Annotated in this window: 14 protein-coding genes; 2 read left to right on the top strand and 12 right to left on the bottom strand. The window is 65.2% G+C overall.

What is annotated here, in order from left to right; all coding sequences use genetic code 11:
- Window positions 1–607: 607 nt before the first annotated feature.
- The 12 genes from PVZ80_RS09545 to nac all read right to left on the bottom strand — a co-directional run bounded on the left by PVZ80_RS09545 (window position 608) and on the right by nac (window position 10,413).
- On the bottom strand, window positions 608–1,441 hold the full coding sequence (locus PVZ80_RS09545; protein ID WP_257373740.1) for an ABC transporter substrate-binding protein: 834 nt from the start codon (window positions 1,439–1,441) through the stop codon (window positions 608–610).
- Window positions 1,442–1,500: 59 nt separating this feature from the next.
- Window positions 1,501–2,229 carry an amino acid ABC transporter ATP-binding protein gene (locus tag PVZ80_RS09550; RefSeq protein ID WP_257375124.1) on the bottom strand — a complete coding sequence of 243 codons (729 nt, stop codon included), beginning with the start codon at window positions 2,227–2,229 and terminating at the stop codon, window positions 1,501–1,503.
- A gap of 23 nt (window positions 2,230–2,252) precedes the next feature.
- On the bottom strand, window positions 2,253–2,996 hold the full coding sequence (locus PVZ80_RS09555) for an amino acid ABC transporter permease (protein ID WP_273863754.1): 744 nt from the start codon (window positions 2,994–2,996) through the stop codon (window positions 2,253–2,255).
- Between the two features lie 6 nt (window positions 2,997–3,002).
- Window positions 3,003–3,704: an amino acid ABC transporter permease gene (locus PVZ80_RS09560; protein ID WP_041988132.1), complete on the bottom strand. Its 702-nt coding sequence runs from the start codon at window positions 3,702–3,704 to the stop codon at window positions 3,003–3,005.
- A 119-nt stretch (window positions 3,705–3,823) separates the two neighbouring features.
- Window positions 3,824–4,576 (bottom strand): SDR family oxidoreductase, encoded by a 753-nt coding sequence (locus PVZ80_RS09565; RefSeq protein WP_257373738.1) that lies wholly within the window; start codon window positions 4,574–4,576, stop codon window positions 3,824–3,826.
- A gap of 160 nt (window positions 4,577–4,736) precedes the next feature.
- A complete protein-coding gene (locus tag PVZ80_RS09570; RefSeq protein ID WP_257373737.1) occupies window positions 4,737–5,504 on the bottom strand; it encodes a LamB/YcsF family protein in 768 nt (255 codons plus the stop codon).
- Between the two features lie 19 nt (window positions 5,505–5,523).
- On the bottom strand, window positions 5,524–5,928 hold the full coding sequence (locus tag PVZ80_RS09575) for a biotin/lipoyl-containing protein (RefSeq protein ID WP_257373736.1): 405 nt from the start codon (window positions 5,926–5,928) through the stop codon (window positions 5,524–5,526).
- Between the two features lie 12 nt (window positions 5,929–5,940).
- Complete coding sequence (locus PVZ80_RS09580; RefSeq protein WP_257373735.1) at window positions 5,941–6,912, bottom strand: biotin-dependent carboxyltransferase family protein; 972 nt, start codon at window positions 6,910–6,912, stop codon at window positions 5,941–5,943.
- Window positions 6,909–7,574 carry a 5-oxoprolinase subunit PxpB gene (pxpB, locus tag PVZ80_RS09585; protein WP_257373734.1) on the bottom strand — a complete coding sequence of 222 codons (666 nt, stop codon included), beginning with the start codon at window positions 7,572–7,574 and terminating at the stop codon, window positions 6,909–6,911. The genes PVZ80_RS09580 and pxpB overlap by 4 nt, the downstream gene beginning before the upstream one ends.
- A complete protein-coding gene (gene accC, locus PVZ80_RS09590) occupies window positions 7,571–8,923 on the bottom strand; it encodes an acetyl-CoA carboxylase biotin carboxylase subunit (RefSeq protein ID WP_273863755.1) in 1,353 nt (450 codons plus the stop codon). The genes pxpB and accC overlap by 4 nt, the downstream gene beginning before the upstream one ends.
- Before the next feature lie 32 nt (window positions 8,924–8,955).
- Complete coding sequence (locus tag PVZ80_RS09595; protein WP_273863756.1) at window positions 8,956–9,393, bottom strand: acetyl-CoA carboxylase biotin carboxyl carrier protein; 438 nt, start codon at window positions 9,391–9,393, stop codon at window positions 8,956–8,958.
- 114 nt (window positions 9,394–9,507) lie between these two features.
- Entirely contained in the window at window positions 9,508–10,413 is a 906-nt protein-coding gene (gene nac, locus PVZ80_RS09600) for a nitrogen assimilation transcriptional regulator NAC (RefSeq protein ID WP_273863757.1), read from the bottom strand.
- Window positions 10,414–10,723: 310 nt separating this feature from the next.
- On the opposite strand from nac, the gene PVZ80_RS09605 reads away from it, so the two are divergent.
- The gene (locus PVZ80_RS09605; RefSeq protein ID WP_273863758.1) at window positions 10,724–11,932 is read left to right on the top strand and encodes an aspartate transaminase; all 1,209 of its coding nucleotides are present in this window, start codon (window positions 10,724–10,726) and stop codon (window positions 11,930–11,932) included.
- Window positions 11,933–11,941: 9 nt separating this feature from the next.
- A complete protein-coding gene (locus PVZ80_RS09610) occupies window positions 11,942–13,486 on the top strand; it encodes an MFS transporter (protein ID WP_273863759.1) in 1,545 nt (514 codons plus the stop codon).
- The last annotated feature ends 63 nt before the right edge of the window (window positions 13,487–13,549 follow it).

Consider the following 13,549-nt stretch of genomic DNA (forward strand, 5'->3'; position numbering starts at 1 on the left):
AGAGCTCGTTGCTCCCCTACTCTCCCCTCAGCCACACCTAGAGAGTATCGCAGATACCTGATGAAGCCACTTGTACGACAAATCGCGCTGATTACCGGCGAAGCACGGGGCATCGAACGGACGAATCGGGGTCATCGATGTACTGAAGGGAAGTCTGACGATATGACACTTGAGGAAATGCTCACCCGCTCGGCAGATCTACAGAACGAGATCCTGCTACTGCTCGAAGACATCCCCACACATCCCGGCGAGCGCTTTGAGACTTCAATGGCTTTCTGTGGAGTCGCCCTAGAGCATGCTCAGGCACTCCGCATCCTGTTCGAACATTACACCGCCAGGAGCCCTTAACAGGGCGTGACCTGCTACCACCTCATGAGCTGGGTTGGCCAGCAGATGCGGCGGTAGATGGTTGAATGCCTTACCACATGCACCACGGGCAGCATTTGCGTCACGACCTAGGTCGAATGTTTGCCTCCCATGTCAAAGGGTTTGAACAGCGGCCTCTCAATTGGATTGTTGGTACCGGTTATGAACGGTTCGTTATATCGCTAAAAAGCCCAGCGTTTTAACTCGCCGGGCTTGTTCCGTCATAGCTGGATATCGGAACTTAAGGCAAGGGTTCAAACTTCAAGTCGGCCAGGCTCTGGACCTTGTCCTCTCGCTGCATCTTGTACTCGGTATTCGGACCGATCCAGCGGTCCCAGATCGCGTCGATCTCCCCGGCCTTCTCCATTGCCATCAACGACTCGTTGACCTTGGCCAGGAAGGCCGGCTCATCTCTGCGCATGCCGGCGCCGATCGGCTCCAGCGCCATCGGTTCCTTGGCCAGCGCCAGTTCGACACCGTTGGATTTGGCCTGGTTGACCAGTTTCAGCGCGGTCATGGTGTTGGTCACCAGGCCTACGACCTTGTTCTGTTGCAAGGCCATGTAGGCTGAACCGGTGTCCTGGAAGGTCACAGGCGTGGCCCCGGCGAGACGAATCGACTGCTCGGAGGTCGAGCCCTTGGTGGAGCTGATGCGCTTGTCCTTGAAGAAGCTCTTCGGCTTGTCGGCATTGGCCGCGCGCACCACCAGGGTTTCCTTGGCGACGTAGTACGGGTCGCTGAACTGGATCTGTTCGGCGCGGGTCCTGGTGTAGGCCAGGTTGGCGAAGATCAGATCGACCCGGCCCATTTTCACTTCCGGAATCCGCGCCTCCACCGACAACGGCTTGAGCTCCAGCGCTACACCCAGGGTTTTGGCCAGGGCCTTGCACAGGTCGACGTCCATGCCCACCAGCTCGCGGGTCTGCGGATCGGGGGCGGAGAACGGCGGCACGTCGGCATACACCCCGCAACTCAGGGACTTCTTGGCCATGACATCGCTCAACTGATCGGCTTGGGCTGCCGCAACAGCTAAGGGACCTAACGCCAGCGTGACAAACAGCTGCTTCATACTCATGGAATATAACTCCTGAAATTGGAACGTCTGGTGGCAGAGGTGGCAAACACCGCCGCGCCTCAGTGAGCGCGCAGGTCGGCGATGAAACGTTGCGCTCGCGGGTGCGCGGGCTGGTTGAAGAAGCTTTCGGGGGTGCTCTTTTCCAGAATCTGTCCCGCGTCCATGAACCAGATGGTGTCGGCGACTTCACGGGCGAAATTCATCTCGTGGGTCACGCACATCATGGTCATTCCATCCTTGGCCAGGCCCTTCATGACGTTCAGCACTTCACCGACCATTTCCGGGTCGAGGGCGCTGGTGGGTTCATCGAACAGCATCACCGGCGGCTCCATCGCCAGCGCCCGGGCAATCGCCACTCGCTGCTGCTGGCCGCCGGACAACTGCGCCGGATAGGCCCCGGCCTTGTGCGCCAGGCCGACCCGCTCGAGCAGTTCCATGGCCTTGTGCCGGGCGGCCGAGCCTTTCAGGCCGCGGATCCTAGTGGGCGCCAGGGTGATGTTTTCCAGCACCGACAGGTGCGGGAACAGGTTGAAGCTCTGGAACACGAACCCCACCCGGCTGCGCAGCCGGTTGAGGTTGCCGTCGGTGCCGTGGACATCCTGGCCGTCGAACAGGATCTGGCCTTTCTGAATATCCTCCAGACGGTTGACCGTGCGGATCAGGGTCGACTTGCCGGAGCCCGAGGGCCCGCACAGCACCACCACTTCACCGGGCTTGACCTCGGCGGTGATGTCGGTCAGCGCGTGGTAGTCGCCGTACCATTTATTGATTTTCGAAAACATGATCATCGGATGCATGGGCGCAACCCTCTTCAATTATCGATAGCCAGCAAGGGGTCGCCGGTCTGGGCCGCGGCACCGTTGCCCTGGCGTTTGCGGGCGATACGGCGCTCCACCCAGCCGGCCAGGTGGGTCAGGCCGAAACACAGCAAGTAGTAGATGACCGCCAGGATGAAAAACACCTGGAACGGCTGGGTCAGCAGTTGGTTGTTGACCTGGTTGGCGGCGAAGGTCACCTCCTGGACGTTGATCACGTAGCCCAGGGAGGTTTCCTTGATGATCGAGATGAACTGGCTGATCAGGCTCGGCAACGCGTTGTACAGGGCCTGGGGCAGGATCACCCAGACCGTGGTGCGCAGGTAGCCCAGGCCCAGCGCCCGGGACGCCTCGTACTGCCCCGCGGGCAAGGCCTGGATGCCGCCGCGGATGATTTCGCACAGGTAGGCGCTCTGGTAGATCACCAGGGTGCAGAGCATGGTCACGAACCCGGTGATGTTGTGGCCGATCAGCAACGGCACCAGGAAGTAGGTCCAGAAGATCACCATCAGCAGCGGGATGCCCCGCAGCACATAGACCCAGACCGTGGCGACCCAGCGCAGCCCGGCCCAGGGCGAGACTCGCGCCAGCGCCAGCAGCAAACCGAAAGGAAAGGCCAGAGCCAGCGCCAGAGCCGCCAGGATCAAGGTGCTCGCCAGGCCGCCCAGGGGGCCGTGCGGGTACTGGCCGATGAGGAACAGGGTCCAGTTCTGCTGCAGAATCGAGAAGATATCGAACATCGTCCCCTACCTCGCCAAGGCTTTGTTGAAGCGCCGCGCCAGCAGCGCGCCGAGCCCCATCAACAGCAGTGAAAACATCAGGTAAAACACTGTGGCCACCAGGTACGACTCGAAGGTGCGAAAGCTGTAGTTCTCGACCTCGCGGGTGGCGTACGTCAGCTCCACCACGCCGATGGCCATGGCCAGGCTGGTGTTCTTGAACAGCAACACGGTGTGGTTGATCAGCGACGGCAGGCAGTTGCGCACGCCCTGCGGCAGGATCACGTAGCGCATCGAGCGCACGTACCCCAGGCCCAGGGCCCTGGAGGCTTCGGTCTGCCCCGCGGGAATGGCGCGCAGCCCGCTGCGGATGTCTTCACAGAAATACGCGGCCTGGCACAACCCCAGGGCGATCACCGAGAACAGGTATTCGGTGCTGTAGTTCGCCAGCCACAGTTGCGTGGACTCGCTGAGCAAGGTCGGCACGCCGAAGTACCAGAGCATCAACTGCACCAGGGTCGGCACATTGCGGTGGTACGACACGTAAGCGGCCACCAGGCGGTCGGCGAACTTATTGCCGGTCAGGCGCACGGTCACCAGCAACAGCGCCAGGGCCATCGCCAGCAGCCAGGCGAACAACGCCAGTTGCAGCGTTATTTCGATACCCTTGACGATCAGCTCGGCGTATTCGCCTCGCAGAATCGCGGCCAAATCGAAGTCATGCTTCATGGTCAATCCCTATCGGCATTGGGCTAAGGGCAGGAACAAGGCGCCAGGCACGGCCATGGCGCGGGTGTTGCGATGACGGCTCGGGCCGTTCTTCTGAAATGCCGGGGGCAAGGGAACACTCAGCCCTGGTAATCCTCGGGGCGGGCGGTGGAGAGGCCGCCGGGCACTTGCAGGGTCGGGGTGATTTCCATGTGCCCGACGTTGACCGCGATCGGCGCGGCAATGGCAAAGGCAATGGCGTCGGCGATGTCCTTGGCCTGGGGCAATTCGAAGCCTTCGACGAAGCGCTTGTAGGTCTCTTCGGAGTCGCCATGGACATGGGCGAAGATGTCGGTGGCGACCCGCCCCGGGCAGATCTCGGTGACCCGCACCCGCTTGCCGAAGGCATCGATGCGCAGTTGTCGCGAGAGCATGCTCACCGCCGCCTTGGTCGCATGGTAGGTAGAATTGCCGCCGAAGTTGTAGGCCGCGGCGATCGAACTGATGTTGATGATGTGCCCGCAATCGCGCGCGACCATCCCCGGCAATGCCAGGCGCGCCAGGTGCAGGACCGCACGCAGGTTGACGTCGATCAACAGGTCGATGCCTTCGGCGTCGGCCTTGAGAATCGAGCCAGGGCGGTCGACCCCGGCGTTGTTCACCAGGATGTCGAAGCGCTGCGTCTCGAACAGCCGTGTCAGCCCGGCCAGGTCGGTGACGTCGATGGCGTGGGCGATGCAGCCGGTCCTGGCCGCCAGTTCCTGCAGCTTGTCGGCACTGCGGGCCAGGGCGTGCACCTGGATCCCCTCCTGGCTGAGCCGCTCGACCACCGCGGCACCGATGCCGGAAGAAGCGCCGGTGACCAGCGCGGTTGTGTAATCAGAAAATGCCATGAACCTGTCCTCTTGCGGGGGCGACAGCGCCAGGCGCCGCGTCCGGTAATATGCCGATCTCGAGCCGATCGCCCTGACCTCGACTCTATCCAGCCCTGAAGCCGTGGGCCAAGACGGAATGACTGTGTGGCAATAAGCCCTGCTTATGACCGGGCGCGAGCTACGCCAGCAGCTGCGAAATCGGCGTGATACGGCCGCCGGCCTGCTCGATTTCCCGGCGAATGGTGCGCGCCAGTTCCACCGCGCCGGGGGTGTCGCCGTGCAGCAGGATCGAGTGCGCCGGCACGGCGATGCGCTTGCCACTGAGGCTGGTCAGCGTGCCCTCCTCCAGCAGCTGGCGAACCCGTTGCAGCACCGCCGCCGGCTCCTTGATCACCGAGCCCGGCACCTGGCGCGGCACCAGCAGGCAGTCATCGTCGTAGGCGCGGTCGGCCAGGAAGGTGGTGGCCACCCGCAGGCCGCTTTTCTCGGCGGCGCTTTCTATCGCCCGGCTGCTCGACGAGCTGATGATCAACCCCGGGTCGAACGCCGCCACCGCGCGCACCAGAGGCTCCGCCAGCGCCGCGTCGGCGGCGACCCTGTTGCCCAGGGCGCCGTGAAAGCTCATGTGGGTCATGCGATGGCCGTTGACCGCCGCCATGCCCGCCAGGGCGCCGAGCTGATAGACCACGTAGGTCGCCAGTTCCTTGATCTCGATGTTCATCTGCCGCCGGCCGAATCCCATCAGGTCGGGAAATCCGACATGGGCCCCCAGGTCGATGCCGCCCGCCTTGGCCAGGCGCACGGTGCTGTCCATGATCACCGGATCGCCGGCATGGAAGCCGCAGGCGACGTTCGCCGAGGAAATCAGGCTCATCAGCGCCTCATCCTCGCCCATGCGCCAGGGCCCGAAGCCCTCGCCCAGATCGGCGTTCAAATCGATGTTCATCTGCTGTCCCCTTGCCTTGTCAGGCCGCATTCAGGCGCATGAACGCCTGGCCATAACCGACGGTGGTGCCACAGGGCACCAACACCGCCGCCACCTGCCCGGCCTGCTGGCTGCGCACCGGCAACAGCAGGTCGCCGACTTGCAGCAAGGCCACCAGTTGCCCGGCCCGCACCCGGCTGCCGAGCGCGGCCAGGGCCTCGGCCTGCCCCGGGTGCTTGAACAGCAAGCAGCCCAGGCCGGGGGTCTTCAGTTCCTCGCACGCCGCCACCGGGGCAGCACTCGCTGCCGGCGCGGCCAATGCTGCAGGCGCCGTCTCGCCGCCACGCTTGAGCAGCAGGCGCAGGCCCGGACTCCGCACTTCCGCGCCAGCCAGATGGTTTTCCTTCAGCCATACCGCCAACTGGCGGATTTCCTCATTGGTCATGCTTGAGCTTCCTTAACGCGAGGCCAGCCCGTGGAGTTCCACCAGCCGGCGAACTTCCTCGAGGTAGCGCTGATTGTCTTCCAGGGCCGCGACGGCCTCGGCGTAGCTGCATTCGATAAAACGCACCCTGCTGCCGATCGGCGCCTGGCCCAGGCGCCAGAGGTCCGCTTCGATCACCGTGCCGAATTTCGGGTAGCCGCCACTGGGTTGGGCATCGCGCATCTGAATGATCGGCTGCCCGCCATGGGGCACCTGGATCACCCCCGGGACGATGCCGTGGGAGCGCACTTCCATAGGCGCCGAAGGCAGGATCGGCATGCCTTCGAGCCGGTAGCCGTAACGGTTGCTCTGGGTGGTGATCTTCCACTCGCCGGCCCAGAACGCCGCGCGGGATTGTTCCTGGAAGTACGGGTACTCCGCCGCCGGCAGCACCCGCATGGCGGGCAGCCCGTCATGCTCCAGAGGCAGCGCCAGGCTCGGTGAGCGCACCCCGAAATCAGTCGGCAGCACGCTCGGCCCAGGCCGCAACGCCGCAAGCCGATCGCCCTGCTGCAAGGCTCGTCCGTGCAGGCCGCCGAACTCACCGCGCAATTGAGTGCTGCGCGAGCCCAGCACCAGGGGCACATCCACCCCACCGGCGAGGCACAAATAAGCGCGGCTGCCAGAGACCGGATAACCCAGGCTGAGCACCTGCCCTTCCCGGGCCTGCGCCACCCAGAACGGCAGCAGCGGCTGGCCATCCAGGGTCGCCTCGCCGGCGGCGCCGGTCACCGCGAAGGCACAGTCCGCAAGGAAGCGAACCTCGAATGGAAACAGCGGAATCTCGATGGCCGCCGCGTCCTGGGGATTGCCCAGCAACAGGTTGCCCAGGGCCAGCGCCAACCGGTCCATGGCGCCGGAGGTGCCGACGCCGTAGCCCAGGCTGCCGAAGCGGCCGAAGTCCTGCACCGTGGCCAGGGCGGTCGCCGATAGAATCTCGATCATCGAATGATCCTCTCGATGCGCAAGCGCAACATGTCGCCCGGCCGCAGCATGGCCGGAGGGTTTCGGGTCGGGTCGAAAAACGCCATCTCGGTGCGGCCGATGGTGTTCCAGCCGCTGGGCCCCGCCGACGCGGAGACCCCGGTCTGTACCCCGCCGATCGATACCGAGCCGGCGACGATGTCCAGCACCGGTACCTGGCGCCGTGGCGTGGCCAGGCGCGGGTCCATGCCGCCGAGGTAGCAGTAGCCGGGATGGCTGCCCAGGGCGTACACCGGGTACAGCGGCGCGCAATGCAGGTGGGCGATGGTCTCGATGTCCAGCCCGGTATGGGCGATGACATCGGCCATGTGCGGGCCGAACTCACCGCCATACACCACCGGCAATTCGACGATGCGCCCTTCGATGGGCAGCGGCGAGCAACGCTCCCAGGCGTCGAGCAAACGTTCGCACAGGCCGTCGAGGTCGCGCGGCGGCGTGCTGAACGTCAGCATCAGGTTGTTCATACCGGGTACCGCTTCAGCGATGCCCGGCCACTGGCCGGCCTGCAGCGCCAGGTTCCAGATCCGTTGTTGCGGCGCCAGGTCCAGCTCACCAGGGGCTTCGAACAGCAAGGCCGTCGAGCCCAGCTGGCTGATACGCGGCGATACTGAAGCAGTACTCATGTCGGACTCCGTTGTTGCAGCCAGCGTTCCAGATGGTGAATGTCCACGCCACCGGCGCAGAACGCCGGGTCGTCGAGCATGTCGCGGTGCAGGGGAATATTGGTGCTGATGCCCTCCACGCACATTTCGCTCAGGGCCAGGCGCATGCGGGCCATGGCCTCGTCACGCGTCGCGCCGTGGGTGATGACCTTGGCCACCATCGAGTCGTAGTAGGGCGGCACCCGATAACCGCTGGTGACATGGGAATCGACCCGCACGCCAAAGCCACCGGGCACCTCCCAGCGCTGGATCAGCCCGGGGGTGGGCATGAAGGTCAGCGGGTCTTCGGCGTTGATCCGGCACTCCAGGGAATGGCCGTTGAGCTGCACATCCTGCTGCCGCAGCTGCAGCACTTCGCCCCGGGCCATGCGCAGTTGCTGCTGGACGATATCGATGCCGGTGGTCATCTCCGTCACCGGGTGCTCGACCTGCAGCCGGGTGTTCATCTCGATGAAGAAGAACTCGCCGTCCTCATACAGAAACTCGAAGGTGCCGACGCCGCGATAACCGATCTGCCGGCAGGCCGCCGCGCAACGCTCGCCGACCCTGGCGATCAGCGCTGGGTCGATGCCCGGTGCCGGCGCCTCCTCAAGCACCTTCTGGTGCCGGCGTTGCAGCGAGCAATCGCGGCAGCCCAGCCAGATCGCGTTGCCATGTGCATCGCACAACACCTGGATTTCCACATGCCGCGGATGGCCGAGAAACTTCTCGATATACAGCTCAGGGTTACCGAACGCCTGGCGTGCCTCTTCGCGGGTCAAGGCGATGGCGGCGAGCAACGCGCCCTCCTCCTCGACCACCCGCATGCCGCGCCCGCCACCGCCACCCGCGGCCTTGACGATCACCGGGTAGCCGATGTCCCGGGCGATGGCGAGGATGCTCGCCTCGTCGCTCGGCATCGCCGAGTCCGGCCCAGGCACGCAGGGCACGCCGGCTTCACGCATGGCGCGCTTGGCGGCGACCTTGTCACCCATGGTGCGGATGCAGTCGGCGCTCGGACCGATAAAGGTCAGGCCGGCGGCTTCGATGCGCTCGGCGAAGCCGGCGTTTTCCGAAAGAAAGCCATACCCCGGATGAATCGCCTGGGCGCCGCTGACCTTGGCGGCGAACAGCAACGCCGCCTGGTTCAGGTAGCTCTGGGTGGGTGACGCCGGGCCGATGCACAGGGCCTGGTCGGCGTTCTGCACATAACGGGCATGGCGATCGGCCTCGGAATGCACCACCACGGTCTGCAACCCCAGGCCATGGCAGGCACGCTGAATGCGCAGGGCGATTTCACCACGGTTGGCGATCAGCACTTTGTCGAACATGAAATTCACCTGAAAGACGGATGGGCGTGGGGTCAGCCGAGACGGAACAGCGGCTGGCCGGTTTCGACTTCGGCGCCGCCCTGGACCAGGATCGCGTCGATCCTGCCGGCGGACTTGGCCTTGACCGGGTGGAACATTTTCATCGCCTCGATGATCGCCAGGGTCTGCCCGGCCTCGACCTGCTCACCGACCGCGACGAAGGGCGGCTCGCCCACGGCGGGCGTCAGGTGCAGGACGCCGTACAGGCTGGCCTTGACCTCCAGCGCCGCCGGGGCATCGGCCCGGGCCGCCACCTCGGGCGCTACCGGGGCCGGTTGCCCCTGCGGCGTAGCGAGCGATGGCGCACTGACCTGCACCGCGCCGGCCTGCCGGAAAAGACGAACCGTGGTGTCGCCTTCGGTCAGGCTCAGCTCGAGCAGATCGGACTCGGCGAGCAAATCGATCAAGCCCTTGATGCGTTCTGAATCCATGGGTGGCCCCCTGCCTGTCGAGCGGTCTTGAGTGGATGGGGCCAATGTAGCGAGCCCGTCCAAAGGCGGCCAAGACGCTTTGGCTTTGGCGAGATAAGCCGTGCTTATGACCGCTCAGATCAGGCTGCCGCGCATCTGCGCGACCAGTTCCAGGAGGATCGCCTTGACCGCCTGGGCCGGCACCGACAACGGCAGGTGGCCGGACAGGCACAACGCCAGGGGCGCCTCGATCTCCGGCTCGGCGATGCGACACAGGTACAGCGCCTTGTCCTCGACCATCACCCGCGCCGAGGACTCGGGCAGGATGGTCGAGCCGAAATGCTCGGCGACCGCCGCGCTCAGGGTGATCGAGGACTCGATCTCGGCCACCACCCGCGGGCTCATGCCGATGCGCAGGAAGGCTTCGTCCACCAGCCGGCGCATGACGTTGTAGGGCCGCGGCAGGAGCATGTCCAGGTCCGCCAGCTCGGCCAGCGGGATCGACTCGCGCTGGTCGATGGCCGGGTCGGCGCTGACCAGGTAGAGGTTCTCGCGCAGCAGCGAGACGAAGCTCAGGCCATGCACTTCACGCCCGCCATACAGCACGGCCATGTCCATCCGGCCGTTCATGATCAGCTCGCTCAAGGTGGTGCCGAAGTTCTCGTTGAGGTACAGCAGGATACCGGGATGGCGCTCGCGCACGGTGCGCAACAACGGCAACGACAGGGCCGACGCCGCGGTGCCCGGCGCCAGGCCGACCGACACCTGCCCGGACAGGGTCTGCCCCGTGGCATTGACGTCGCTCTGCGCCTGTTCGCACTGGCGCAGGATGATCTGCGCATGGCCATACAGCACCTTGCCCGCCTCGGTCGGGGTCACGCCGCGCTTGGTGCGGATCAACAGCTGTTGTTGCAGTTCGGCCTCCAGCGTGGCCAGTTGCTGGCTGAGCGCCGGCTGGGCGATATGCAGCACATCGGCGGCCTGGGTCATGCTGCCGATATCGACGAGTTTCACGAAGTACTTCAAACGGCGCAGGTTCACGGTGGCGTTGCTCTTGCTCGAAAAAAGAAGACAGCCCACGGGCTTTAGCAAGAGCCAGGCCAGCCCGGAATGCCCCCTCACCCGATCAACGCCAGGGCTTAACCATAAGGCTTTGCTATGGCTGGCTGGCGGCCGCACGCAGAACCGCCCGCGACAGGCATCCCGGCTTGAGCGCACCAACGCGGTGCAGGGGCTGCACGCTTGCAGCCATAAGCACTGCCTATCAGACCAGAACGATCTCGTCTTATGGCGGCCGCGCAAGCGCCTCGTACTGTAGGGCCTCGTCAACGTCATCAACGAGGAACGCCACGTGACCGCCTCCCGCATCGCCGCCCGTGTGCAACGCATCAAACCATCGCCCAGCAGCGCCGCTTCCGATCGGGCCAACGAACTGCGCCGGCAAGGCAAGTCGATCATCAACCTGGTGGTCGGCGAACCGGACTTCGATACCCCGGCGCACATCCGCCAGGCCGCCAGCGCCGCCATCGAACGGGGCGAAACCCGCTACACGCAAAACGCCGGCACCCCAGAGCTGCGCCAGGCCATAGTCGCCAAGCTGGCTCGCGAGAACGGCCTGAGTTATGACGCCCAGCAGATCCTGGTCACCAGCGGCGCGAAGAGCGCGATCTTCAATGCCTTCGCCGCCACCCTCGGCGCCGGCGACGAGGTGCTGATCCCGGCGCCGTACTGGGTGTCGTACCCGGACATGGTGCTGGCCTGCGAAGGTGAACCGGTGACCCTCGCCTGCCCGGAAGAACACGGCTTCAAGCTGACCCCGGCGCAACTGCGCGGCGCCATCACCCCACGCACCCGCTGGCTGCTGCTCAACTCCCCCAGCAACCCCACCGGCGCCAGCTACAGCGCCGATGAACTGCGTGCCCTGGCCGATGTGCTGCTGGAGTATCCGCAGGTGCTGCTGATGACCGACGACATCTACGAACACATCCGCTACGAAGGCCTGGATAACCCGCACATCCTCGCCATCGAACCGGCGTTGAGCGAACGCACCCTGGTGGTCAACGGCGTATCCAAGACCTACGCCATGACCGGCTGGCGCATTGGCTACGCCGCCGGCCCCGGCGATCTGATCGCGGCCATGGCCACCCTGCAATCGCAATCCACCAGCAATGCCTGCTCGGTCAGCCAGGCCGCCGCCGTGGCGGCGCTCAACGGCGACCAGAGCTTCGTCAAGGACAGCGTGGCGGTCTACCAGCAACGCCGCGATCGCTGCCTGGAACTGCTCAACGCCATCCCTGGCCTGAGCTGCCGCAAGCCCGGCGGCGCCTTCTATCTCTACGTCAACTGCGGCGACCTGCTGGGCAAGACCACGGCCCAGGGCAAGCGCCTGGACAGCGATTCGGACGTGGTCATGTACCTGCTGGAAAGCCAGGGCGTCGCCGTGGTGGCGGGCACCGCCTATGGCCTGGCGCCATTCTTCCGGATGTCGATCGCCACCGATATCCAGACCCTCGACACCGGCTGTTCGCGGATCGCCGCGGCCGTCGCGGCACTGGGCTGAGGAGCGCTGATGAGCACGGCGCCCCATCCGCCCCTGAGCTTCCGGCAGGCCCTGCTGGCGATGCTCGGCATCTCCCTGGTGCTGATGCTCTCGGCGCTCGACCAGACGGTGATCGGTAACGCCCTACCGAGCATCGTCGCCGAGCTGCAGGGCTTCGAGCTCTACGCCTGGGTCGCCACCGGCTACATGCTGGCCTCCATCGTCACCATCCCGATCTTTGGCCGGCTGGGCGATTACTACGGGCGCAAACCCTTCGTGATCGCCGCCACCTTGATTTTCACCCTGGCCTCGCTGCTCTGCGCCCTGGCCGGCGACATGCTGTTGCTGGTGATCGGTCGCGCCTTGCAGGGGGTGGGCGGCGGCATGTTGATCGGCACCGCCTTCGCCTGCATTCCGGAGCTGTTTCCCGACACCCGCCAACGCCTGCGCTGGCAGATGCTGCTCAGTGCCCTGTTCAGCGTGGTCAACGCCATCGGCCCTGGGCTTGGGGGTTACCTGACCGGGGCGTTCGGCTGGCGTTCGGTGTTTTATCTCAACCTGCCCCTGGGTGGCCTGGCGCTGTTTTTTGCCTGGCGCTACCTGCCCTATTACCGCCCGCAACAGCAACTGAAGATCAGCCTGGACTGGCCCGGCGCGCTGCTGATCGCACTGGCCCTGGGCAGCCTGCAACTGTTTGTCGAATGGCTGGGGCATTCGAGCCTGGCCTTGAGCGCGGCGCTGGGCCTGGGTTGCCTGGCCGCCAGTATCGCCCTGTGGTTCTGGGAACGACGCTGCCAGCACGCCTTGCTGCCGTCGGCACTGTTCGGCCTGGCGAGCATGCGGCTGTTGTTCGTGCTGTCGGTGGCCGCCGGCGCGATCATGTTCTCGCTGTTGTTCTACCTGCCGCTGTTGCTGCAAGGCAGCTATGGCTACTCCCCGCAGGACGCCGGCCTGCTGATCACCCCGTTGGCGCTGAGCATCACCCTGGGGGCCATCGTCAACAGCCGTATCGTCACCCGCCTGCGCAATCCGAACCTGTTGCCACTGTGTGGCTTCGCCGCGCTGCTGCTGGCCTGCGTGGGCCTGGCCCTGGTCGGGCGCGACGCCTCGTTCAACCTGCTGCTCGGCCTGATCCTGCTGGCCGGGGTCGGGCTCGGCTTCATCCTGCTCAACCTCACGGTCTTCACCCAGACCCTGGCCGAACGCCAGTTCCTCGGGATCGCCACCGCCCTGACCCAATCGTTGCGTCTAGTAGGAGGCCTGCTCGGCACCGCCGGTATGGGCGTGCTGGTCAACCTGCTGTACAGCGCCAACCTGCAGCGGCTGTTTCTCGCCCAGGGCCAGGCCGAAGGGCTGAAGGCCTACGCCGACCCACAGGTGCTGCTGCTCCATGACCCGGCCCTGCTCGGACAGCCGCAATGGCTGGCGCTGGCCCGGGACGCGCTGGCCCAGTCGGTGGGAGTCGGCCTGTTGCTGTGCGCGGGCATCGGGGTGTTGGCGCTACTGATTCTGTACCGCTTGCCGCCGGTGAGACTGAACGTCTCGCCGACCATCGCCGCTGCCAAAAAACAATAAGCACTTCACTGCCGCCTTCGACTGCCCTCTCACCACACTCGACAACAGCATGGGGATGACTCC

This window comes from Pseudomonas sp. B3G-3, assembly GCF_028640915.1.
GTDB lineage: Bacteria > Pseudomonadota > Gammaproteobacteria > Pseudomonadales > Pseudomonadaceae > Aquipseudomonas > Aquipseudomonas chlororaphis_I.